At 62.5% G+C, this 21968-nt stretch carries 25 protein-coding genes and 1 tRNA gene; 4 read left to right on the plus strand and 22 right to left on the minus strand.

Annotated elements, in window-relative coordinates:
* Positions 1–15: 15 nt before the first annotated feature.
* The 8 genes from mmsB to KIH45_RS06750 all read right to left on the minus strand — a co-directional run bounded on the left by mmsB (position 16) and on the right by KIH45_RS06750 (position 6518).
* Positions 16–885, minus strand: a complete 870-nt coding sequence (gene mmsB / locus KIH45_RS06715) for a 3-hydroxyisobutyrate dehydrogenase (protein WP_213175218.1) — start codon at positions 883–885, stop codon at positions 16–18.
* 2 nt (positions 886–887) lie between these two features.
* Positions 888–1142, minus strand: a complete 255-nt coding sequence (locus KIH45_RS06720) for a hypothetical protein (RefSeq protein ID WP_213175219.1) — start codon at positions 1140–1142, stop codon at positions 888–890.
* Complete coding sequence (locus tag KIH45_RS06725) at positions 1139–1921, minus strand: enoyl-CoA hydratase-related protein (protein ID WP_213175220.1); 783 nt, start codon at positions 1919–1921, stop codon at positions 1139–1141. Before KIH45_RS06725 ends, KIH45_RS06720 begins: the two co-directional genes overlap by 4 nt.
* Positions 1918–2973: an enoyl-CoA hydratase/isomerase family protein gene (locus KIH45_RS06730; RefSeq protein WP_213175221.1), complete on the minus strand. Its 1056-nt coding sequence runs from the start codon at positions 2971–2973 to the stop codon at positions 1918–1920. The genes KIH45_RS06725 and KIH45_RS06730 overlap by 4 nt, the downstream gene beginning before the upstream one ends.
* Positions 2973–4115 (minus strand): acyl-CoA dehydrogenase family protein, encoded by a 1143-nt coding sequence (locus tag KIH45_RS06735; protein ID WP_213175222.1) that lies wholly within the window; start codon positions 4113–4115, stop codon positions 2973–2975. The genes KIH45_RS06730 and KIH45_RS06735 overlap by 1 nt, the downstream gene beginning before the upstream one ends.
* Before the next feature lie 27 nt (positions 4116–4142).
* A complete protein-coding gene (locus KIH45_RS06740; RefSeq protein WP_213175223.1) occupies positions 4143–4442 on the minus strand; it encodes an I78 family peptidase inhibitor in 300 nt (99 codons plus the stop codon).
* On the minus strand, positions 4442–4906 hold the full coding sequence (locus KIH45_RS06745; protein ID WP_213175224.1) for a hypothetical protein: 465 nt from the start codon (positions 4904–4906) through the stop codon (positions 4442–4444). The genes KIH45_RS06740 and KIH45_RS06745 overlap by 1 nt, the downstream gene beginning before the upstream one ends.
* A gap of 115 nt (positions 4907–5021) precedes the next feature.
* Complete coding sequence (locus tag KIH45_RS06750) at positions 5022–6518, minus strand: CoA-acylating methylmalonate-semialdehyde dehydrogenase (protein WP_213175225.1); 1497 nt, start codon at positions 6516–6518, stop codon at positions 5022–5024.
* A gap of 166 nt (positions 6519–6684) precedes the next feature.
* Here KIH45_RS06750 and KIH45_RS06755 point away from each other — a divergent pair, with 166 nt between their 5' ends.
* Positions 6685–7575 carry a LysR family transcriptional regulator gene (locus KIH45_RS06755; protein WP_213175226.1) on the plus strand — a complete coding sequence of 297 codons (891 nt, stop codon included), beginning with the start codon at positions 6685–6687 and terminating at the stop codon, positions 7573–7575.
* 12 nt (positions 7576–7587) lie between these two features.
* Here KIH45_RS06755 and KIH45_RS06760 read toward each other — a convergent pair whose 3' ends face one another.
* On the minus strand, positions 7588–7917 hold the full coding sequence (locus tag KIH45_RS06760) for a DUF3297 family protein (protein WP_213175227.1): 330 nt from the start codon (positions 7915–7917) through the stop codon (positions 7588–7590).
* Positions 7918–8030: 113 nt separating this feature from the next.
* Between KIH45_RS06760 and KIH45_RS06765 the strand changes: the two genes are divergently transcribed.
* From KIH45_RS06765 to KIH45_RS06775, 3 genes are all read left to right on the plus strand, one after another.
* Positions 8031–8105: transfer RNA gene (locus tag KIH45_RS06765), tRNA-Val, on the plus strand.
* A gap of 143 nt (positions 8106–8248) precedes the next feature.
* Positions 8249–9250 carry a putative sugar O-methyltransferase gene (locus tag KIH45_RS06770; RefSeq protein WP_213175228.1) on the plus strand — a complete coding sequence of 334 codons (1002 nt, stop codon included), beginning with the start codon at positions 8249–8251 and terminating at the stop codon, positions 9248–9250.
* Positions 9251–9318: 68 nt separating this feature from the next.
* Complete coding sequence (locus KIH45_RS06775) at positions 9319–10050, plus strand: hypothetical protein (protein WP_213175229.1); 732 nt, start codon at positions 9319–9321, stop codon at positions 10048–10050.
* A gap of 176 nt (positions 10051–10226) precedes the next feature.
* On the opposite strand, the gene KIH45_RS06780 is transcribed toward KIH45_RS06775, so the two are convergent.
* The 13 genes from KIH45_RS06780 to KIH45_RS06840 form a co-directional block, all read right to left on the minus strand.
* Positions 10227–10559 (minus strand): hypothetical protein, encoded by a 333-nt coding sequence (locus KIH45_RS06780; RefSeq protein WP_213175230.1) that lies wholly within the window; start codon positions 10557–10559, stop codon positions 10227–10229.
* Positions 10550–10924, minus strand: a complete 375-nt coding sequence (locus KIH45_RS06785) for a hypothetical protein (RefSeq protein ID WP_213175231.1) — start codon at positions 10922–10924, stop codon at positions 10550–10552. The genes KIH45_RS06780 and KIH45_RS06785 overlap by 10 nt, the downstream gene beginning before the upstream one ends.
* Complete coding sequence (locus KIH45_RS06790; RefSeq protein ID WP_213175232.1) at positions 10921–11325, minus strand: hypothetical protein; 405 nt, start codon at positions 11323–11325, stop codon at positions 10921–10923. The genes KIH45_RS06785 and KIH45_RS06790 overlap by 4 nt, the downstream gene beginning before the upstream one ends.
* Positions 11297–11701 carry a hypothetical protein gene (locus tag KIH45_RS06795; RefSeq protein WP_213175233.1) on the minus strand — a complete coding sequence of 135 codons (405 nt, stop codon included), beginning with the start codon at positions 11699–11701 and terminating at the stop codon, positions 11297–11299. Before KIH45_RS06795 ends, KIH45_RS06790 begins: the two co-directional genes overlap by 29 nt.
* Positions 11694–12191, minus strand: coding sequence for a hypothetical protein (locus KIH45_RS06800; protein WP_213175234.1), 498 nt, complete (start codon positions 12189–12191; stop codon positions 11694–11696). Before KIH45_RS06800 ends, KIH45_RS06795 begins: the two co-directional genes overlap by 8 nt.
* A 284-nt stretch (positions 12192–12475) precedes the next feature.
* Positions 12476–13267 (minus strand): abortive infection family protein, encoded by a 792-nt coding sequence (locus tag KIH45_RS06805; protein ID WP_213175235.1) that lies wholly within the window; start codon positions 13265–13267, stop codon positions 12476–12478.
* A 376-nt stretch (positions 13268–13643) separates the two neighbouring features.
* On the minus strand, positions 13644–15491 hold the full coding sequence (locus KIH45_RS06810) for a hypothetical protein (RefSeq protein WP_213175236.1): 1848 nt from the start codon (positions 15489–15491) through the stop codon (positions 13644–13646).
* Between the two features lie 140 nt (positions 15492–15631).
* The gene (locus KIH45_RS06815) at positions 15632–16318 is read right to left on the minus strand and encodes a hypothetical protein (protein ID WP_213175237.1); all 687 of its coding nucleotides are present in this window, start codon (positions 16316–16318) and stop codon (positions 15632–15634) included.
* A gap of 64 nt (positions 16319–16382) precedes the next feature.
* Positions 16383–16577, minus strand: coding sequence for a helix-turn-helix transcriptional regulator (locus KIH45_RS06820; protein ID WP_213175238.1), 195 nt, complete (start codon positions 16575–16577; stop codon positions 16383–16385).
* A 147-nt stretch (positions 16578–16724) separates the two neighbouring features.
* Positions 16725–18053 carry a tyrosine-type recombinase/integrase gene (locus tag KIH45_RS06825; RefSeq protein ID WP_213175239.1) on the minus strand — a complete coding sequence of 443 codons (1329 nt, stop codon included), beginning with the start codon at positions 18051–18053 and terminating at the stop codon, positions 16725–16727.
* A 234-nt stretch (positions 18054–18287) separates the two neighbouring features.
* Positions 18288–20486: a xanthine dehydrogenase family protein molybdopterin-binding subunit gene (locus KIH45_RS06830; protein WP_213175240.1), complete on the minus strand. Its 2199-nt coding sequence runs from the start codon at positions 20484–20486 to the stop codon at positions 18288–18290.
* Positions 20483–21436: an FAD binding domain-containing protein gene (locus KIH45_RS06835; protein WP_213175241.1), complete on the minus strand. Its 954-nt coding sequence runs from the start codon at positions 21434–21436 to the stop codon at positions 20483–20485. The genes KIH45_RS06830 and KIH45_RS06835 overlap by 4 nt, the downstream gene beginning before the upstream one ends.
* A complete protein-coding gene (locus KIH45_RS06840; protein ID WP_213175242.1) occupies positions 21433–21966 on the minus strand; it encodes a 2Fe-2S iron-sulfur cluster-binding protein in 534 nt (177 codons plus the stop codon). The genes KIH45_RS06835 and KIH45_RS06840 overlap by 4 nt, the downstream gene beginning before the upstream one ends.
* Between the last annotated feature and the right edge of the window lie 2 nt (positions 21967–21968).

Genomic DNA, 21968 nt, shown 5'->3' on the forward strand with positions numbered 1-21968 from the left:
CATTTCGCAAGGAAATTAGAGAGTCGTGAAGATCGAACCGAAGTCCTTGCCGCCCATTCCGGCCTTGTCGGCTTCCTCGTAGATCTCGGTCGCCTTGCGGCCCAGCGGCACCTTTGCATCGCTCGCATCGGCAGCCGCCATCGCAAGACGCAGGTCCTTCAGCATCAGCGCGACGGCAAAACCGCCGGCATAGTCGTTGTCGGCAGGGCTTGCCGCACCGACACCCGGAACCGGGGTGTAGTCGTTGAGCGACCAGCAGTACCCGGTCGACTTCGAGCTGATGTCGTAAAACGTCTGCGGGTCGAGGCCGTTGCGTTCGGCCAGCTTCATCGCCTCGCAAGTGCCGACCATGTGGGCGGCGAGCAGCATGTTGTTGCACATCTTGGCAACCTGCCCGGCCCCTGCACCGCCAGCGCGGATTACCGCCTTGGCCATCGGTTCAAGCACGGTCTCCGCCTTGGCGACGGCGCTGTCGGTGCCGCCGACCATGAAAGTGAGGTTGCCGCCGTTGGCTGCGGCGATGCCGCCCGAAACCGGCGCGTCGACCATTTCATAGCCTGCCGCCGTCGCAGTCTCGATCATCTCGCGCGCGGTGGCGACGTCGATGGTGGAGCAATCGATCAGCAGCGCGCCAGCGGGTGCATGGCCGATCACGTCGCTGGTCAGCACCGACTTCACGATGCCGCCATTGGGCAGCATGGTAACGACCGCCTCGGCCCCTGCAACGGCCTCGCGAACGTTGGTGAAAGTGGCGCAACCGTTTTCCTTGGCACGGGCCAGCGCGTCTTCGGACAAGTCGAAGGCGGAAACCTCGTGACCTGCTTTTGCAAGGTTCGCGGCCATGCCGCCGCCCATGTTGCCAAGGCCGATGAATGCGATTTTCATGATTATTTTCCTCTCGTTGCAGCCCGGATTCGGACACCCATGACCGCACCAAAAAACGACATCAACGCAGCAAGAGTGATACCCAACACTGCCATGGCAAAATGGATGGTCTGAATCGGCGAGCCATAATGTGCTGCAACAAACCAAACTGCCGCGAATGCACCAGCCACCAGCAATCCTGGAAGCACGTTCGACGTGAACCAACCACCAACAAACCCGCAACCAAAGCCGATTAGCGGATAGATGAAGGTAATCACCGCCCCTTCCAGTTCCCTGCGCGCTTTTCGACGAAAGCGGCCATGCCTTCGGCCTTGTCCTCGGTGGCGGTGAGCACCTGGAACATGCGGCGTTCAGCGATCAGGCCCTGGTCAAGCGTAGTTTCGAACGCGGTGTTGACCATTTCCTTGTTCATCATTGCGGCCAGCGGCGGCATCGAGGCAATGGTCGCGGCCGTCTTCATCGCGTCCTCGACCAGATCGGCGAGCGGCACGATGCGGGTGACGAGGCCCGAACGTTCGGCTTCCTCTGCGTCCATCATGCGGCCCGTCAGGCACATCTCCATGGCCTTCGACTTGCCGACAGCCTTGGTCAGACGCTGCGACCCGCCCATGCCGGGGGCTACGCCCAGCTTGATTTCGGGCTGGCCGAACTTGGCAGTGTCGGCAGCGATGATGAAGTCGGCCATCATCGCAAGTTCGCACCCGCCGCCCAGCGCGAAGCCGTTTACGGCCGCGATCCACGGCTTGCGGACCTTCTTCACGATATCCGCGGTCCAGCCGGCGAAGAAATCCTCGATGTAGAAATCGGCTGCAGGCTTGTCCGACATTTCCTTGATGTCGGCGCCTGCGGCAAAGGCCTTCTCGCCGCTGCCGGTGAGCACTGCGCACAGCTGCGAGCTGTCGGCCTCGAACTTGGCGAAGGCGTCGGTCAGTTCGGCCAGCACGGTCGAATTGAGCGCGTTCAGCGACTTGGGCCGGTTGAGCGTGATCAGCGTGACCGCGCCCTTCGTTTCCGTCAGGATAGTCTCGTAGCTCATAGCGGTTTCCATTCCTGGTCTGCGGGCAGCGGCGCGAAGAGGCTCTCGACCATTTCGTCGGTCACTTCCTCCGGCGTGGCGGGCTGCCACTGCGGATTGTTGTCCTTGTCGACGAGCAGCGCGCGGACGCCCTCTGCAAAGTCGTGGCGCGTGATCGCGCGCGATGCGCCGCGCAGTTCCATCGCCATGTTGTCGGCAAAAGTCTCGCACGCAGCGCCAAGTTCGAGCTGCTTGAGCACGTTCTTGCAGGCTGACGGGCTTTTCGAGCGCAGCGTCTTGAGTTCCTTGGCCGCCCATTCGCCGCCATCGGCTTCGAGCGCGGCGATGATGTCTTCAAGGCTGTTCGAGGCGAAAAGACGGTCGATCAATTCGAGATTGCCGCTGATCCGCGCAGGCGGCGGAGCGAAGGACTGGCCTTCCAGCGTGCCCTCAATATCGTCGGGGTGCGAGATGATGCGGGCCTTCGCCTCGGACAGGCGTTCGTGCGGCAGGTAGTGCGTGGCAAGGCCGGTGGCGAGGCATTCCGCCCCGTCCAGCCGCGCGCCCGTGAGGCCGAGGAACTGGCCGAGCCGACCGCGAAGGCGCGACAGGTACCAGCCGCCGCCAACGTCGCAGATGAGGCCGATGCCGGTTTCGGGCATGGCGAACTTCGTATTCTCGGTCGCCACGCGGTACTTCGCGGGCTGCGAGATGCCGACGCCGCCGCCCATCGTGATGCCGTCCATAAAGGCGACGATGGGCTTGGGGTACGTGAACATCAGGTGGTTCAGCTTGTACTCCACATCGAAGAAGTGACGCCCGCTGGCACCTTCATCTTCCAGCGCCGACTTGCGCAGCAGCGTGACGTCGCCGCCGGCGCAGAAACCGCGGCCCTCGGCGTGGTCAACGATCACGGCCTTGATGCTGTCGTCGTCCTTCCATTCGACCAGCGCGGCGGTCATCGCCTCGCACATATCGAGCGTCAGCGAGTGGATCGCCTTGGGACGGTTGAGCGACAGGTGCCCGACCGCACCATGGCGGTGGATGTGGACGTTTTCAGTGCTCTCGGTCATTACTTCACCAGGTCCCTGCCGACGATCATGCGCATGATCTGGTTGGTGCCTTCAAGGATCGAATGGACGCGAAGATCGCGCAGCAGCTTCTCGATCGGATATTCCTTGAGATAGCCGTAGCCACCGAACAGCTGAAGCGCGCGGTCGACGACTTTCGAACCCGTCTCGGTCGCGATCATCTTGGCCATCGCGGCAAAGCGCGTCTTGTCGGGCGCGCCTTCGGTGACCTTTACCGCCGCCATGTAGAGCAGGGCGCGGGCAGCCTCCAACTCGGCGGCCATTTCGGCCAGCGTGAACTGCGTGTTCTGGAAGTCGGCGATCGCCTTGCCGAACTGCTTGCGGTCCTTGGTATAGGCAATCGCCTCGTCCAGCGCGCGCTGCGCACCGCCCAGTGAACAGGCACCGATGTTAAGGCGGCCACCGTCAAGGCCCGACATCGCGATCGAGAAGCCCTGCCCCTCCGCACCGACCAGATTGGCCTTGGGCACCTTGACGTTGTCGAGGTTGAGCGCTGCGGTCGGCTGAGAATTCCAGCCCATCTTCTTTTCCTGCGCGCCGAACGACACGCCTTCCATGTCCTTCTCGATCACGACGCAGGAAATGCCCTTGGGACCATCCTCGCCGGTGCGGACCATGGTGACGTAGACTTCGTTCTGACCGCCGCCGGAAATGAACTGCTTCGAGCCCGAAATTTCCCAGTGATCGCCCTTGTCGACCGCCTTGGTGCGAAGCGCCGCAGCATCCGAACCCGACGAAGGCTCGGTCAGGCAGTACGACGCGATGCGGTCCATCGCGATCAGATCGGGAAGGTAGCGATCCTTCAGATCCTGCGACCCGTAAGTGTCGATCATCCATGCCGACATGTTGTGGATCGAGATGAAGGCGCTGGTCGAAGGACAGCCATAGGCCATCGCCTCCATGATCAGCGCCGCATCCAGCCGGCCCAGACCGATACCGCCCGATTCTTCCGACACGTAAATCGATGCAAAGCCGAGTTCTGCGGCCTGCTTGATCGTGTCGCGCGGGAAGATGTGCCCCTCGTCCCATTCGGCGGCGTGGGGGGTGATGTTGTCGGCGGTGAAACGCTGCGCCATCTCCTGGATGGCGAGCTGGTCCTCGGTAAGGCCGAACTGGTCGCTCATGCTAATCCTCTTCTCTCCCCGACAGGCTCAGCCGCAGCTGATCCGGTCGATCGTCATGTCATCGTCGTAAGTAACGGTCAGGCGGTCCGGCCTGAAATCCATCGTCATGGCCGAACGCGGCGGCGCCCAGCGCAAGGTTTTCGCGCCCGTGCTTTCCAGAAGCTGCGCGCCAACTTCGGCAGTCGCGGTCATGCCCAGCATGGCCTGCGCCTCAGTCGCGTCGCAAAGGCCCTCGGCGCCGACGCGAACGGGTTCGTCAGTCTCGGCCGTGGTGGTCACGCAACCCGCCAGCAGGGCGGGAGCGGCAAGAAAGGCAAAACGGATCATCAGCCACACCTCTGGTAAGTGAAGGGACCTTGAGCATCGCCCGCATCGGTGGAGCGGGTCAATGTCATGCCGTCGAGCGTCAAAGTCTCTGTTCGCGACCATTCCATGCCTTCGCCGGTATAAGCGAACGTGGCGACCACGCGGTTCGCGTCACGCTCGGTCACCTGCTCCAGCTTGCCTACGCTTTCGTAAAAGCGCAGCGAGTTCGCGCTGACTTTCAGCAGACCCTTGGCATCACCGGCCTGCGACGTGCAGTCGGCGTCGACCATGCCCCAGCTTCCGCGCAGCGGAGCGGGGATGGTCTGTTCCATTTCGTCGGTCGCATCCGCCACGGCCGGTTCGGCAGTGTCGGGTGAGGCGTTGGCATCCTGCGTATTCACGCCCTCTGGCGCGCTCGTATCGCCGCATGCGGCAAGAGCGAGCAGCGAGACGGCTGCAACGGTGGCGGGGAAGTTGAGGCGCATCAGCGTTCCTTTTCGAATTGTCCGGTCATCCCGGACGGAACGCTTGATAGCCCCGACGTGTCCCCGCCGATAGTTGGCCTGTTCGCTTGACGCAGCACGGTCGTACCCGACCGCGTCAGCCCATGGTCGGGATGACGAAGGCGTTCGAACCGTCGCCGCCACCATCGGGCCAGCGCTGGGTCACGGTCTTCACCTTGGTCCAGAACTTCAGGCCTTCGGTGCCGTACTGGTTGGTGTCGCCGAATGCCGAACGCTTCCAGCCGCCGAAGCTGTGATAGCTGACCGGAACCGGGATCGGCACGTTGATGCCGACCATGCCGACATTGACGCGCGATGCGAATTCACGCGCGGCGTGGCCGTTGCGGGTGAAGATCGCGACACCGTTGCCGTACTGGTGCTGGCTGGGAAGCGAGACCGCTTCTTCGAAATCCTTGGCGCGGACCATCTGGAGGACGGGGCCGAAGATTTCTTCCTTGTAGCTTTCCATGTCGATGGTGACGTGGTCGAACAGCGAGGGGCCGATGAAGAAGCCTTCCTCGTAACCCTGCAGCGAGAAGTTGCGGCCGTCGACGACGAGTTCCGCGCCTTCGTCAACGCCCTTCTGGATCCAGGCCTCGACCTTTTCCTTGTGCTGCTTGGTGACGACCGGGCCGTAGTGCGCTTCGGGATCGGTCGAGATGCCGGGACGCAGCTTGTCGATCGCGGGGATCAGCTTTTCCTTCAGGCGTTCGGCCGTGTCTTCACCGACCGGCACGACGACGGGAAGCGCCATGCAGCGTTCGCCAGCCGAACCGTATGCCGCGCCCATGAGATCGTTGACCGCCTGGTCGAGATCGGCGTCGGGCATGATGATGCCGTGGTTCTTCGCGCCGCCCATGGCCTGAACGCGCTTACCGGCAGCAACGCCGCGCTTGTAGACGTAGTGCGCGATGTCGGACGAACCGACGAAGCTGACAGCGGCAATATCGGGGTGGTCGAGGATGGCGTCGACCATTTCCTTGTCGCCGTGAATGACCTGAAGCAGACCTTCGGGCGCGCCTGCTTCGAGGAAGAGTTCGGCGAGGCGGTTGGGAACCGAGGGGTCACGCTCCGACGGCTTGAGCACGAAGGCGTTGCCGGCGGCGATCGCCATGCCGAACATCCACATCGGGATCATGGCCGGGAAGTTGAACGGCGTGATGCCCGCACCGATGCCAAGCGGCTGGCGCATCGAGTAGACGTCGATGCCCGGGCCTGCACCCTGGGTGTATTCGCCCTTGAGAACCTGCGGGATGCCGCAGGCATATTCGATCACTTCAAGGCCGCGCTGAACGTCGCCCTTGGCGTCGTCGATCACCTTGCCATGCTCGTTCGAGAGCATGAGGGCGAGATCGTCCATGTTCTTCTCGATCAGTTCCTTGAAACGGAACATGACGCGAGCACGCTTCTGCGGGTTGGTGGCGGCCCAAGCGGGCTGCACTTCCTTGGCCTTGGCCACGACCTTTTCCAGCAGCGCAGCATCGCCGAGCTTCAGCTGGGCCTGGATCTGGCCGGTCGAGGGATTGTAGACGTCGCTGGTGCGGCCTGCAGCGGCACCGGCACCGCCGGCGATGAAATGGTCGATAAGGCGCATGGGCATGGTCCTCTCTTGCCTTGGCCGCGAGATCGGTTCTCGGGGTCCATCCTTCGCAGGGGCATTTACTTGCTCGCGAAATTGCAGGCAACGACCAGTTGTGCAACAGTGGCCTGCATTTTTGCAGTCCACTGAATGACGCAAGGCAAGACGAGAGCAGGCCGCGATGAACTGGAATGACCTTCAGGATTTTCTTGCGATCGCGCGGGCCGGCAAACTGGCTTCCGCGGCGGAAGCATCGGGCGTGGACCCCACGACGATGGGCCGCCGCCTGCGCCGGCTCGAACGGTCATTGGGCCAGCGCCTGTTCGAACAGACCCGCGAAGGGCAAGTCATGACCGAAGCAGGCGAAGCCCTGATGGTGCGGGCCGAGGCGATGGAACGCGCTGCATCTGGCATCGGGCAACCGTCGACCGGGCACGGTGAAAGCGTCACGGGCACATTGCGGCTTGCCCTGCCCGAAGGTTTCGCCTCGTCCTTTCTGCCCTATTATCTGGAAGAATTCGCCGAGGCCCATCCAAGGCTGGTGACCGATCTTGCCGTCACGCCCGGCCTGCTTAGCCCGACCAAGCGCGAAGCGGATCTTGCCATCGTCCTGTCGCGTCCGCGGTCCGGGCCGCTGATCGCGGGCAAGCTTACCGACTATGCCCTGCGGCTCTATGCCTCGCGCGACTATCTGGCGCGACATGGCACTCCGAAGAAACCGGCGGATCTGGCGCAGGGCCACCGTCTGGTCGGCTATGTCCCCGACCTGCTGCACATGCCGGAACTGCGACACATGGACCGGCTGCACCCGGGGCTGGAGCCGACGCTGCGATCATCCAGCATCAATGCGCAGCACAACCTCGTCGTCGCAGGCGCGGGGCTGGGCGTGCTGCACTGTTTTGCAGCCGACCGGGACACCAATCTCGTCCCCGTATTTCCGACAGAGCGGATCACGCGCACCTATTGGCTGGTGACGCATCGCGACACGCACCAGTTGGAACGCGTTCAGGTCTTTCGGAACTGGCTGCTGCGCCTCGTCAAGCGGGAGCGGACCACGCTCCTGCCCGAGTGAGGCGAGAGGCGATCAGGCCTTTGCGACCGGCGGTTCGTCGCCGAGATCTTCGTACCACGCCTCGACCGGGCCGTTCAGCTTGATGGTCAGCGGGTTGCCCTTGCGGTCCATCGACTTGCCGGCCTGCACGCGAACCCAACCTTCGGAAATGCAATATTCCTCGATGTTGGTGCGGACCGTGCCCTTGAAGCGGATGCCGACACCGCGACGCAGCTTCTCGGCATCGAAATGCGCGCTGCGCGGATTGATTGCCAGCCGATCGGGCGGCACGTCGTTCGCGGCGGGCGCGACTTCGGCTGCGGTTTCGGCGTTCTCTACGGGCGTGTTGTCGTCTTCGCTCATGGTCTGCGGCCTCTAATCTCAAGCACGCGCTTGTCAATCGCTGCGCGCTCTGGCAAAGGCGCGCCTCTGTTGGCGGACGGGGGCGATTCATGCCCCGCCAGATACCCGCGAACGGGCGCGTAGCTCAGTGGTAGAGCACACCCTTCACACGGGTGGGGTCGCAAGTTCAATCCTTGCCGCGCCCACCATCTTTTCAGATACTTAGCTGGTAATATGCCCGACCACCTCGGCGAGGGGTAGCTGCGGGGGTATTCCGGGGCTCTCGAGCAACCCACAGGAATTATGGTCGAATACCACTTGATATTAACGTATGTCGGGGACAGTTTCACGTATGGAATTTAACCAACTTCTGACGGCCATGGTTCTTGAAATGGACCGTGCGCCTGACATCGTTAAGCCGTCGAAATTTTGGAGCGATCTAAACGAACAACACGGCAAACGATTAGGCGAAGGCGGCATCGAAAACTTTCGCAGGACACTTGCGAAGGATTATTTCACGTGGATGCGAGTACTGCCTTGGGATTCTCAAATTCGATTTCTCGTAAAAACTCTTGGCCCTGTCACGACCGCCAAATGCGCGGCGATGACATTCTCCAATCCGTTCCACGACCGCATTCCTATGACCGAAAGCCTTGCGCTGAATTTTCTTACGCGCCTGCTTTGGGCATATGCGAGCCGAAGTCATCCTGAGCTAGCGACGCTGTCCGAACCTCAGTTCGGCAATCCGCCGGATATTCGCGCTTCCGGTCGACTGATTTCCCAAGACTTGGCTAATTCAGTTTTGGAATTTGCGTCCTACAGAAGCGCCGTAAACGGTACAGTCTATGAGCTTGGGGGAGGATATGGGCGCAACGCCTATGTGACCGCGAAACTTGCTAGTTTTGAGCGGTACGTCTTCGCTGACATTTCGCCGGCACTTGCCGTTGCGCAAGAATTTATCCGGCACAGCTTTCCCAATGACAGGCTCTTTGGCTTTCGTCCGTTCGATTCTTACAGCGAGATCGCTGACGAAATTGAGAATAGCAGGTTTGTTTTTCTCCTACCTCACCAGCTCGAAATGATGCCTGATGGCGATGCCGACCTGTTCTTAAACATATCGTCACTTCACGAAATGCGGATTGATCAAGTTGATTACTACCTAGCCCAAATACGTCGACTGGTCCGCCCCAATGGGCATTTCTACCTAAAGGCGTGGGAGTCTTCGAACAATCCTGATAAGGCTGAGCAGATCAATTCCACCGATTACGATCTTTCAGGGTTCCAGCAGGTCTTTTGGCGCACACCAGAAGTTCAGACACGATTTTTTGAGACGCTCCAAATGAGAGCGGCGTAAAGTCTCAATCTGAGTTGGCACGTGGCGCTAGGAGCCGATCACGATAAAGAGCTCCTGCCGAGGTTCTAATGGCAATCGACCTAAGCGACGCAAGAGCCTGCCTGGCGAGAGCCCAAAAGCACTACGCAGAGCTCAGGGGACTTACAGACCCGGGCGCGCTGTGGCGGATTAGAGAGGCGCAAGACACCCAATCGGGCGAGTGGTTCGGTTGCCTCGATCTCAACCGGCCTCGCCTCATCGAAATCAAGCCAGTCATCGCGGACTGCGCCACAAACACCATCTCAGCGCTCGACAACGTGGCAGGCGCAATCGCGCGAGCAAATGGCGAGGAGCGGCTGCGTTGGCTCTACTACCCATTGGGCCTGTCGGACGAGGACTTCGCCAAGGCCTGCAAGCGATACAAGCCAGCGCTGGGAGATAAGATGGTCTCTGTGCTCGAGGAGTACAGGCGCGCCAATAGGCATAACGTGCCGCACGTCGAAGCCGCGAAGGAAGTATCGTACAGCGGGAAGCATTGGGAGCTGATGCTGGCGGCCGGATCGGCTCACGGCGTGGCGGTCAACGAACCGGGCAAGGCGCAGCGCATATTTCAGATTGCTGGCGACGCGTTCGCGGCAGGGAACACCGTAGAATATTACCGAGGAGCGGCCCCTCTCCCGGCCGGGCCGAGATCCATTGTCATCGGCCTTTCGCTAGATGGGCTCGACGAAGGACTGCCGAAATCACCCGATTCAATTTTCGAGTGTGCCTTCCGGTTCGTCGAAGGCGCTATTCAGGCGGTCGAGGACGCAGCCGAATAATCGTCACAATGCGTAGGGACTCACGTCCAGCTTGCCGCACTGACCGCATAGCCGGTTATGCGCGCCCTCGCTCTCGAAGGGCTTGCGGCATCGGAGGCAAGGCCGGGTCTCAGTCGGCATGGGCTCGCCATGCACGTCCCGGCGCTTGCGCCCCATGTGTGTCAGGCCCGCGTTGCTCACGCGACCTCGAGCATCACCAGCATCGTGCCATAGGCCCGGCGCTGCCCCGCGTTCATGATGCCACGGACGAGATGCTGGTTGTCGGGCGAGCGGAACACGTCCACCCAGACCTCCCGCTCCCCGGGCTGTCGGATAAGCCCAAAGAAGGCACCGAGCTCCTCGACCGCCACGCCATAGATGTTCGAGACGCGCCGGACGAGCTCGAGGGTGGGCCAGCTGTCCTTCGCTGTCGCGATGGCTGCGGAGAGCGCCACGGTGTGCGCCCTCCGGGTCCGCTCATCGAACCGGGCCATATAGTGGTCCAGGACCGCCTCCTCGGTCAGGTCCATTGTGCGCTCTTCTCGAACACGACGGATTGCTTCGAGCGCATAGCGGCCATTTCGGCTGCCCGCTCGCCCTTCGCCAACTCGATAATCACCGGGTCAGTGCCGGAGTGGTCGAGGAGGGCCTTGCTCACGCTCACGCCGGTCTGCTGCGCGATCTCGCCCGCGCGGACCATAATCGCGTCAGCATAGTCGGCGGCCTTATAGAGCGGCTCGGCTTGCCCTGCGGCGATCTCAGCAGCGTTCTTGCGGATGGCGACCGAGCCGCCCTTCAAGATCACGGCGGTTGCGCCCTTCACGGCGGGCACATCCACGGTCGAAATCTCATTCACCGTCATATCGCGGATAATCATCTTCTTGGGCAAGGTCATTGTGCGGGTTCCTCTTCGGTAGGCAGGGAGGACAGGTCATTATCGACCTGCCGGGCTATCAGGGTGGCCACCGTCTGGGCCTTCGCCCGGGACTGGCGCGGCTGGTTCAGGTAGCGGAGGAGCTCCGGCGCGCAGAGCTCGAGGTTGCCCAACAGTGCGCCGCGAAACTGGTGCATCAGCCGGGAGGCGGAATGCGCCTCGGAGCCGTACAGCTCTCGATACGCCGCGAGGTATGCGCGATCAGTGGCGAAGAGCGCCTCGAAGGCAGTGCCAGCCTCCGCCAACGAGGCGCTCAGTCGTTCAGCCGCCTCGACTTTCTGCGCGGCGATCTCGCGCAGGCGGTCCGGCTGTTCGGTTTCCGGCTCCGGCCCGTCAGGCCGTTTGCTGTTCCAAATTCCCATTGTCGTCTCCTTCTGTTCCTGTGGGGTTGCTTAAGGAAGCGCGTACCGACGCGATCACGTCGCGCGCCTCCCTCGGCTCAAAGCCCGCGCCCTCGAGGTCGCTGCGGCGCAGTCGCCAGAATTGTTCATCGAAAGCGGGCCGCTCGGCCTCGTCCCGGGCCTTCATCAGCACCCAGCGGTCATAGAGGCTGGCGGGCTCGCGCTCCCCGCGTATCAGGCGGTCCTCGTCCCATAGGACGGCAAGCTCGGGGCTGGCGGGGGCCTTCTCGCCCAGCTCGAACAGCGCATAGATGCGCAGCGCGCGGCGCTCGTCCGGGGTCATCAAGCGATAGCCCACGGCGAAGGCGAGGAGGTCGAGGGCGCTGTCCCTATTCATTGTCGATCACCCGGGCCGGAGCCGGAAGCTGCGGGCGGAGATTGCTGGCCATCTGCAAGGCGACCTTCGCGACAGCATCGCCCAAGACACCGGCATCGACCGTGTGCGTCACCTGTTTATTCACAGCGAAGCCGTGCGTCTCCCGATAGGCGGGGAGCATCGCCCGGGCGCGAAGCTCGAGCAGGCGGTCCGAATACTTGCGAACCGTGCCGACGATCTTTTCACGATGGCGGCCGCCGAAGATGGGCTCCTCCCACCCTTCCTGCGCGCGCCGGTAAATCTCGGCTTCGATGCTGGCCTCTGCCGCCTCGACCGCTTCCTGCCATTGTGCGGCAAATTCCGGGTCACGGTCGCGCTCGTCGAGGAAAGTCTGCTTGGCGCCATACCGGCTGCTGGCGCGCGGGCTGGCGGCCCTCGCAGCGCGGACGAGGATACCGTGGCGGGCGAGCTCTCCGAGGAAGAGCCTCTTGCGGCGGTCGGTCAATCTCATTGCGCGAAGATAGCTGGCAACCGTTGCCGAGCGAACGGCGAAGCATTGATGCGAAATAAATTTCACCCAATCGGGTGCCACTACGTACTCGACGTATAAATACTATTACCAATGGGTGATTTTTAACCCCATCTAATTAAGGAGTATTATATGTCACTAGTAACATTATTGATCGTTGCAGTAGTGCTGATAGAAGCACTTAGATAACTATTAAGGTACGGCAGAGGCAGCTCTGCCGTACCCCACGTCAAACGAATGCAAGCGCGTTGGCAGAGATGCAGCAACTAATTCGCGTCCTTGGCCTCCGCCGTCTCGATCAAAAACAGCGCCATTGCGCCTGCCATATTCACAGCCAAGGCCGCGTGTCTCGAAGCCGGTCGGATCGGACGCCTTCCACTATTTGCGTGCGCATCCCCGACTTTGTTTCGAAGGGTTCCGAGTCCTTCCACAACGCTCGAAGCACTGCCCAAAATCCGCTTAAAAACATCCTCAGAATGCTGGGAAGGAGCGAGATTTAGCTTCTCTGCTGCCTGCCGATATAGCTTCGGTAGATCGTCGTTGGCACCATACGTAGGATTGCCTTCGTCATCCTCGAGAATGTGCTTACACACGCTTTCCAGCAATGTTCGCGCCGCAGTAATCGCCCCGGCCGGGTCTGTTTCGCGCCTCATCAAGGCGCGGGACCAAGCTTCTTCGATCCCCGATGCGTCGAAACGCTCGAAAGCCTCACTCGCTATCGCGTCGACCGGTGCACCCGCAAACTCAAGAAAGTCAATCAGCGGAACGAACTCTGCGCGCACGTGCTGGCGGCGGGGTTCCCAGCTCTTGTGGTAGCCCTTAAAGTACGACCACAGCGCTCCCGTATCTTGGTTTGTTCTTACGAACCTCGGCAGCAGCTTCGAAGTTGTTGGGTCCTTCATAAATTCGCGCCGGAGAAGGCGATAGACCTTCTCATCGATGCCGCCATCGGCACAGTGGGCCACTAGGCCATCCCTCAAGGCCATAGCTCGCTCGAGCTTATCTGTCGGTAGCTCGGCAACTGGGTCAAACGGTTCATCGTCGAAGTCAAAGCTCATAGAGCCGTTATAGATTGCAGTGGTCTCCTATGCATGCCCGAATTCGATCATTTCGCCGGACAACCACCGATAGACTACCCGGACCGCTACCCCCGGCTAACATTCATCGGCAAAGCAACAGAAGTCGTGGCCTTTCTTCGAGATACCCCGCCCCTCATAGGGGTCAGCTCCCCTCGCCGGAGACGGGGCTGGCCAGCGATCTCGCGCCCGCGCGCGCGTAGGCCGAACGGTCACAACGGCAGGCGGCGGCACTTTGCCCAAACAGACAAGGGGGGAAAGGGGAGAAAAAGGGGGATATCCCCTCCACGCAGAAAAACGAATACAGACAGACAGGAACTATAATTCTTCGGCTTCGAGAATTTCACCCGAAATCTCCCTATTCCCCCCGCAGCAGGCTTCCTTGGGCTGCTTTCATCTGGGTCTCCCGCTGTCGCTGTTCGGTCATCAAGCGGTAGCGGTTGCCTGTCTTCGAGTTCGGATCGACCTCGATCCAGCGGCCCTCGATGCGACGGTTGGCATACTTAGCTAGCTGGCGACCTAGGCCGATGGCATTCACGCCACGCGGGTTGGGATAGAAGGCGCTCAGGGCCATTCCGATTGGCCCCGGGTGGCCGAGCCGTCGATCTTGTTCTTCCGCAGCCTCGATCACGTTGCTGGGCTGCTTCCAATCGTGGCCGAAGGCGGATTGCCAGACCTCATGCAATTCAGCCAGCGCCGCTCCGACAGTGTCGCTCGTCGCCACCTTCTTTCTGGTCGCTACCGGGTCGCTTTGGCCCAGCCAGATAAGCGCACCGCGCACCAGCCTCGACCAATCCTCGAACCGCGCAAACGGCTTCACGCCCTCACCTTGCGGCATACCAGCGACGATAAAGGCCCGAAGGATGGTCAGCGCCGCAGCCACCAGTCGCGGCCGTTCTCGCGGCACAAACTCCTTCAAGTCATATCGGAACGTGCGTTCGCCAGGATCGTCGGTGCGCGCGTCGAGGCGGGCGACGACAACACGAGTCGCCATATCGCCGCGAAACGATAGGTTGTTGCCGTTTGCGATCATCAAGGTTTTCGTCGAGACGGTCGTGTTCAAGGACACGCCTAGAACGCGCGACTGCCAAACCTCCGCCGTCAAGATAGAGCACAGTGCGTCGCCGCTAACCGGAACGTCGATGTTGTCGATGGCGAGGAGGGGATCACCCTGCCGCAGGCAAGCAAAAAGCCGCTTCTCGTTTTCCTCCTCCTTTGGCGAGTAGGAAATCACCGGCGCGGGCCTGCCAGTGGCGATCATCGCGGCAACGTCCGCCAGAAGCGACTTGCCGGTGGCCATCGTCGGTGCGGAGACGCCGTGCATTGGCGCGGTGCGCAGGGAACGCCGGATAACGGCTGTCAGGATCATCGACAGAGCCACCGAACGCGAGGCGCTTGGTGCCTCGAAGTCGAGCGGCTCACGTGCAGGATCATCCGGTTCAAAAGGGAACTCGGCAATCACGTCAAGCAGCACTTCAAGCGCAGCCCTCGCATCTTCCTCGATCGGGTGGTCCGGTATCGGCGGAAACTCGACGCGCTGCGTGTCGATAATCAGGCCACTGGCGGGATCGTAGCCTTCCTGCGAAACGATTGTACCGTCAGCCCGCAGGGTGGGAGCCTCGCTTATCCCGACGAGCTCGGGCAGTTCCCATAGGCCCGCCCGTTCGGCATAGTGCTTGGCAAAGCTAAGGGGCAGCTTCTTCTTCGCCCGTACCACTTCGCCTTGCTTGTCGCGGCGGAGCTCGACGAATTGCGCTGCGGCGATCATCCGCTCCTTCAGGAAATAGTCCCCGACTTCGCGGATAACGAGCGCACCGGCGGCCCTCTTCACTCCATCGTCATCACTCGCCTTGCCGAGGCGGACCTCGCGCACCAGCCGACCGTCCATTTGGTAGATGGGAATGTCGCCACTGCGCAGGGCGGCTTCCGTCTCGTCTAAGACACGCGGCAGCTCGTCCTCGTCATAGACGATCTGCGGGCGGACCTTGCCGACCAGCGACCGCGCCTTGGCGATCTCGAGCGCAGCCTCCCTTTTGCCGCCACGCTGGCGCAGGCGCTCGGATATTTGCCACTTCGGGTCGAGGATCACGGCGGCGATCTCTTCATTTGTCCAGCCCGCTCGCACCCCGGCGCAGCATACTGCCATCACGGCTTCGTTGCGCGATGGGTAAGTCTTGGGGTCGGCTGCCGGGCCGAGTTCGATCACTTTGCGGATGCGGGCGGAGATACCGGCTGGCAGATCATCGAGGCTGTCGAAGAATTCAACCTTCCCGAGCTCGATTACTTCGGATGCAGGCGGGTCGAGCTCAGAGCGATCTGCCGGGCGGAACTCATCAAGTCGATACATCATGCTTCGGGCCATCTCACCACGGACGCGGTGCGTTCGATGCGACCGGCCTTGCGCTTATCGGAATTGGGAATGTTCTGGGTGCCAGGCAGGCGCATTAAATGGTCGAGCGACTGGCATCTGTCTCCGCCCAGCCGATTGCGCAGTTCGATATTATAGAGCTTGGCCTCGGCTACCGCGTCCGGGTGCCCGTCAAGGAATAGACGATCATCAGGAACTAGCTGCCAAAATGCTTGGTAGCCGTTGCCGCTGTCCACGATGGCGGAGGGCGTGGGAGCAAAACCTTCAAGCTGTTTCAGAATGCGCGACCGTTCCGCCTGCCACGCCTGCTCGTCAGCAGGATCAACGCCATCTCTGGGGTCGATATCGACGTGCAGCATATCGAGCTGCTCTATGTCAGCCTCGCTGGGCTTATCGTTTGGGTCCGCCGTCGCCTTCACGGTGTTAGGCGTCCAGTAAAGGTTCCGCTCGCCATTCCACCGCTCAAGCCAAGAGCACAGCGCATCGGGCGGTTCGAGGTCGAAGGTCCGCGTCTCGATCCTCCCCTTCACAACAGGACAGATTGCCGAGACGACGCAGCGCCCATCGTGCCGCATTGCGCGGAGGAAGCGCAGGGTCTCTTCGAACGGGCTGGGCTCAACGGTCGGGCCTTCGCCGCCGGAGCCGGAATCACTATACTCGCTCACGGAAAGTCTCCCTTTCCACCCTGTGAATCGGCCGTCGCTCTTGGTCAGGGCGGCGGCCTTTCGCTTAGGCGGCCTCGGCCAGCTTTTTATCCAGCCACGCGACGACCTCCTCCCGTCGCCACACGACGCGGTTAGGTCCGATCCTCTTTTGCTTGGGAAACTCGCCCTTCTTGGCGAGCGCGTAGATTGTCGATTGCGAGAGCGTGGTAAGCTCGATTACTCCTCGCAGGTCGAGGACGAGCGAATTTTCCGAATTCATTTCCTATCTCCTCGCTTCGGTTACGAACGAAAGCGAGGACCTATTAATTACGGCAATTCACGCGAGGGAAGCGAATTGTTTTGCGCTATCCCCGGTCTGGCCGAGAAATGATTCAGTTATCCCCGGTACTACCCGATGCTGGCCGTTTTACTTACCGGACCAAAGAGCGCCCCATTTCTCAAGTGCTGCTCGCTTCTCGGGCAGATAGTCGTGCTGGTTATAGGTCGCTGCCACGCCTCCGATTTTGTGTCCGAGGACCCGCTCGACGTGCTCCTCCCGGATGCCGATGCGGATCATGTGCGTGGTCAGGGACCGGCGAATATCGTGCATCTCGAAATGCGCCATCGGCGGGAGCTCGCTCTTCTTCTCGAGCTCGGCAATCTTCTTGCGGAGCCGGGCCTCGCCCTTAGAGAAGCCGCTTATCCCGTTCCTGCCGGACGTGCCGGACAAGAGGTGCGTCCCCTCGTTCCATCGCGGCAATTCCTCGACAATCGCCCAAGCCGGGGCGGACAGCGGGACGGCGTGGGCGACGCCTGTCTTATACACCTCAGCGGGGATAACGAACACGCGGTCGAGGTCCTCGTCGAACCACTCACGGCGGAGGCCAGCAATCTCGCTCTTGCGCTGCCCGGTAAGGATCAGGAGCCGGACCCAAGGGCCGAAGGGATAGCCTAACTCACCGGCAGCGTCCCAGACGCGGCTGAGCTCCTCCATCGAGAGGACCCGTGTGCGTCGCCCATAGCGCAAGTCCTTTCGCTTGATCCCCGCAGCCGGGCTAAGGTCAATAAGCCCGCGGTCGATTGCCCAGCTAAACAGGCCGACGAGGTGCTTGCGGACTTCGCGCGCGACGTTCGTGCCCCTGTCCAGCACGACAGCGTCGAGCAACTCCATCACGTCCGTGCGCCGGATGCTCTCGAGGAGGCGGCCATTCCACTTAGGCACGACGAGGTCAGTAAGAAGGCGCTCCGCCGGGCAGCGGCCAACCTCGCGCGGCTCGACACCCGTCTCCTCGGCTTCCTTCCGGGCGAGGTCCTCCCGCGCCTTGGCCCGCTGGCCGTCGCGCGTGTTCACCTTCACGTGCAATTCGACGTAACGCTCGAGGACCGCCTCGAAGGTGCGCGTCTGTTGCTTGTCGATCTCCTCGGAACGGACGGCAGCCGGGTCGATGCCCTTGTCCGCCGTCTCGAGCGCCTCCCGCGCCTTGTCCCGGGCATCGGTCAACGTCACTTGCGGATAGGCTCCGAGGCTCATCCGTTTCATCTTGCCTCGAGTACCATCGGCCTGCGCGACCCGGTAAAGCATCGACCAACTTTTCTTGCCGGTCTTGCCCACACGGACCCGCAACTCCCGGACGAGCGCATCCGCGATCTCGAGACGGCCTCCCGGCGGCGCAGCCAGCTTCTCGAGCCGCTTGTCGGTCAGGCGTTCGCGCCCGCGCTCCTCCTCGACCTTCCCTTCCATCATTGCCGTCGCCATGCCAAATCTCCTTCCGGGGTAGCCCCGGGGTAGCGAGTTACCCCGGTTTGAGCGAGAGCAATTCGGAACCGCCCGGAGCCGATTTAGCTGTAACCCCTCAGAAACGCTAGTCTTTTCGGATTGCCTCGGAACCCGCCGGAATGAGGAGCCAGCCCTTCACACGGGTGGGGTCGCAAGTTCAATCCTTGCCGCGCCCACCATTCCCGCCGGGAATGTCCTTCACCCACATCGCCGTCACACGGGGTCCGGCAGGCCCGCGATGATGTCCTCCACCACCATCGGCACCTTGCGCAGGCGATGGCCGGTGGCGTTGTAGACCGCGTTGGCAATCGCGCCGCCGACACCGCACAGGCCCAGTTCGCCCACACCGTGCGCCTTCATCGGATTGCCGTACGGATCGACATCGTCGAGGAACACAACGTCCTGATGCGGGATGTCGGCATGGACCGGCACTTCGTAGAGCGCGAGGTCGTGGTTGATGAAACAGCCGTAGCGTTCGTCCACCACCAGCTTTTCCGACAGCGCCGCGCCAACGCCCATCGTCATCGCGCCGATGACTTGCGAGCGGGCGGACACGGGGTTGAGGATGCGGCCTGCCGAACAGACCGCCAGCATCCGGCGAACGCGCACTTCGCCGGTGTAGCTGTCGACGCCGACTTCCACGAAATGCGCGCCGAACGTGCCGAAGGCATGCGTGTCGCTCTGCCCGAAGTCGATGCTCCCCTCGGCCGAAAGGGGCCCCTCGGCCACCGCGTCGAGAAGCGAACATACGCGGTTGCCCGACCGGACCTCGCCATCGTCGAACTCGGCCCGCTCGGCGTCGAGCGACAAGCGCTGCGCGATTTCCCGGCGCAAGTTGACGCAGGCGACATAGAGGCCCGAAGTCGAACTCGACGCGCCCCACTGGCCGCCCGAACCGGACGACTTGGGAAACGCGGAATCGCCAAGGCGCACGTCGACCCGGTCGACCGGCACGCCCAGCATCTCGCCTGCCGTCTGGGCAAGGATCGTGTAGCTGCCGGTGCCGATGTCGGTCATGTCGGTCTCAACAGTGACGCGCCCGTTCGTCTCCAGCCGCACCGCCGCGCCCGATGTGCTGCGCAGGGCTGCGCGGTAGGCCGTGGCAACGCCCATGCCGACAAGCCACTTGCCCTCTCGCCGCGTGCCCGGTGCCTGCCGCTCGCTCCATCCGAACCGTTCGGCCCCGTCCTGAAGGCAGCGTACGAGGTGGCGGTTCGAGAAGGTCTTTTTCGGCTGACTTGGATCGACTTGGCTGTCGTTCATGACGCGGAAGTCGATGGGGTCCAGCCCGAGCTTTTCGGCCAGTTCGTCCATCGCAATCTCGACCGCGATCGAGCCGACCGCATCGCCGGGCGCGCGCATCGCGTTGCCTTCGGGCAGATCGAGATGGCCCATGTGATCGGCCATCAACCGGTTCGGTCCGGCATAGACCGAGCGGCTGGACAGCACGGTCGATTCGGGATTGCCGCCTTCGACATTCCCGCTCCACCCTTCGTGCCCGAACGCCTCGATCGTGCCGTCGGCGCGCGTGCCGATGCGCAGGCGCTGGATCGTCTCGGGCCGGTTGATCGTGTTGTTGAAGATCAGCCCGCGCGGCATCACGACTTTCACCGGATGCCCCGTCTTGCGCGCGGCGAGCGCGGCAAGAATCGCGTCGGCATGGGCCCAGAGCTTCGCCCCGAACCCGCCGCCGATATAGGGCGACAGGACATGCACGCGGCTCTCGTCGATCTGCAGCATCGAGGCCATGCTGCCCACCGTCGTCGCGATCATCTGGTTCGCGGTCCAGAGCGTCAGTCCATCGCCTTCCCACTGCGCGATGCTGGCAAAAGGTTCGATCATTGCGGGCGAGTGGGCCGCGGTGCGATATTCCTCGTCGAACTGCACTTCGGCTGCTTCGAAAGCGGCCTCGAAATCGCCGAGACGCGTTTCGCCCGGCCCGCCGAACGCGCCGCAGACTTTCGCATCGGCGCGCACGCCGTCGAGGCTGAAGGCGCCCGCCTCGGCTTCGTAGTCGACATTCACCAGATCGGCAGCAGCACGCGCTGCCTCGAACGTCTCTGCGATCACGAGGCCGAGTGCCTGGTGGTAGTGCTGGACCTGCGGACCGCCGACGAGCTTCACGGTCTTGCCATTGGCAGTGCCGTTGATGTCGAAATCCTCGAAGGTCAGGACATCGACGACCCCAGCCGCACCCTTGGCATCGGCGGTGTCGATCGCGGTCACCGTGCCCTTGGCGATGGTGGCCGGAATGATGAACCCGTGCAGCAGGCCGGGCAGCCCGTCATGCCATTCGGCAGCATAAGTCGCGCGGCCCGTGGTCTTCAGCGGACCGTCGACGCGGGCATGGGGGCGACCGACGACGCGGCCCGTGTCGATAGGCGTATCGCCCATGGGTGCATCGAACTTCATGCGCGGGCCTCCTTCGCTTCAGCAAGCACGGCGGCGATAGTCCGCGTGGCGAGATCGATCTTGAACGCGTTGTCCTCTTGCGGACGCGCGCCTTCGAACAGGGCGGCGGCAACGGCTTTCGCACCTTGGGGGATGGCAGCATCGGCATCGTCGCTAGCCCATGGACGCGGCGCGACACCGCCCAGCGCGATACGGCCTATGCCGTCGGGCTGGATCACGGCGGCGACCGAAACCAGCGCAAAGGCATAGGACGATCGGTCGCGCACCTTGCGGTAATAGTGTGTGCCACCCGCAGGCGGCGGCAGGACGACGGCGGTGATAAGCTCGCCCTTCTCCAGCGCGAATTCCCTGACCGGCAGGCTGTCGCCGGGAAGCTGGTGGAACTCCGCAATCGGTATCGTCCGCGTCGCGCCGGCGGGCGATGCGACCTCGACCACGGCATCCAGAACGCGCAGCGCCACGGCCATGTCGCCGGGGTTCTGGCACAGGCAAAGCTCGCTAGTCCCGATGACGGCCAGCGTGCGGCTATGCCCGTCCTGCGCGGAGCAGCCCGAGCCCGGCTCGCGCTTGTTACAGGCGAGCGCGGTGTCATAGAAATAGGGGCAACGCGTGCGCTGCATAAGGTTGCCCGCCGTGGTCGCGCGGTTGCGGATCTGGCCCGATGCGCCTGCAAGGATCGCGCGGGCGAGAACGGCGTAATCGGCAATGATCCGGCTGTCGGCGGCAAGGTCGGAATTGCGCACCAGCGCTCCGATCCTGAGCCCGCCTTCCGCCGTCGGCTCGATCGCGTCCATGCCCGCACGATTGAGGTCGACCAGCCGGTCCGGCGTCACGATCTGCAGCTTCATGTGGTCGAGCAGGTTGGTCCCGCCCGCAACGAAGCTTGCCCCCGCGCCAGCGGCCAGCGCTTCCTCCGCGCTTGTCACGCGGTCGTAGGTGAAGGCTTTCATGCGCCTTCTCCCGCGACTTCGCGGATGGCGTCGATGATGTTGGGATAGGCAGCGCAGCGGCAGAGGTTTCCGCTCATCCGCTCGCGCAGTTCCATGTCGGTCAGCGCGGGAGCGGCGAGATCGTCGGTAACGTGGCTGGCGCGGCCTTCGGACAGTTCGGCCAGCACCGCGACGGCCGAGCAGATCTGGCCCGGCGTGCAATAGCCGCACTGCATCCCGTCATGCTTGACGAAAGCGGCCTGCATAGGGTGCATGTCCTCGGGCGAGCCGAGTCCTTCGATGGTCGTCACTTCGTCCCCGTCGTGCATCGCGGCAAGCGAAAGGCAGGAATTGACGCGGCGTCCGTTCACAAGGACCGTGCAGGCCCCGCATTGCCCGTGGTCGCAGCCCTTCTTGGTGCCGGTGAGATGCAGGTGTTCGCGCAAGGCATCCAGAAGGCTCGTTCGCGTGTCGAGGATCAGCGTCTGCTTCTCGCCGTTCACCGTAAAACTGACATCCACGGTCGGGATGCTCGCGGTCGAGCCTGTCATGT

Origin of the sequence: Croceicoccus gelatinilyticus, from assembly GCF_018398395.1 — a bacterium.
GTDB lineage: Bacteria > Pseudomonadota > Alphaproteobacteria > Sphingomonadales > Sphingomonadaceae > Croceicoccus > Croceicoccus gelatinilyticus.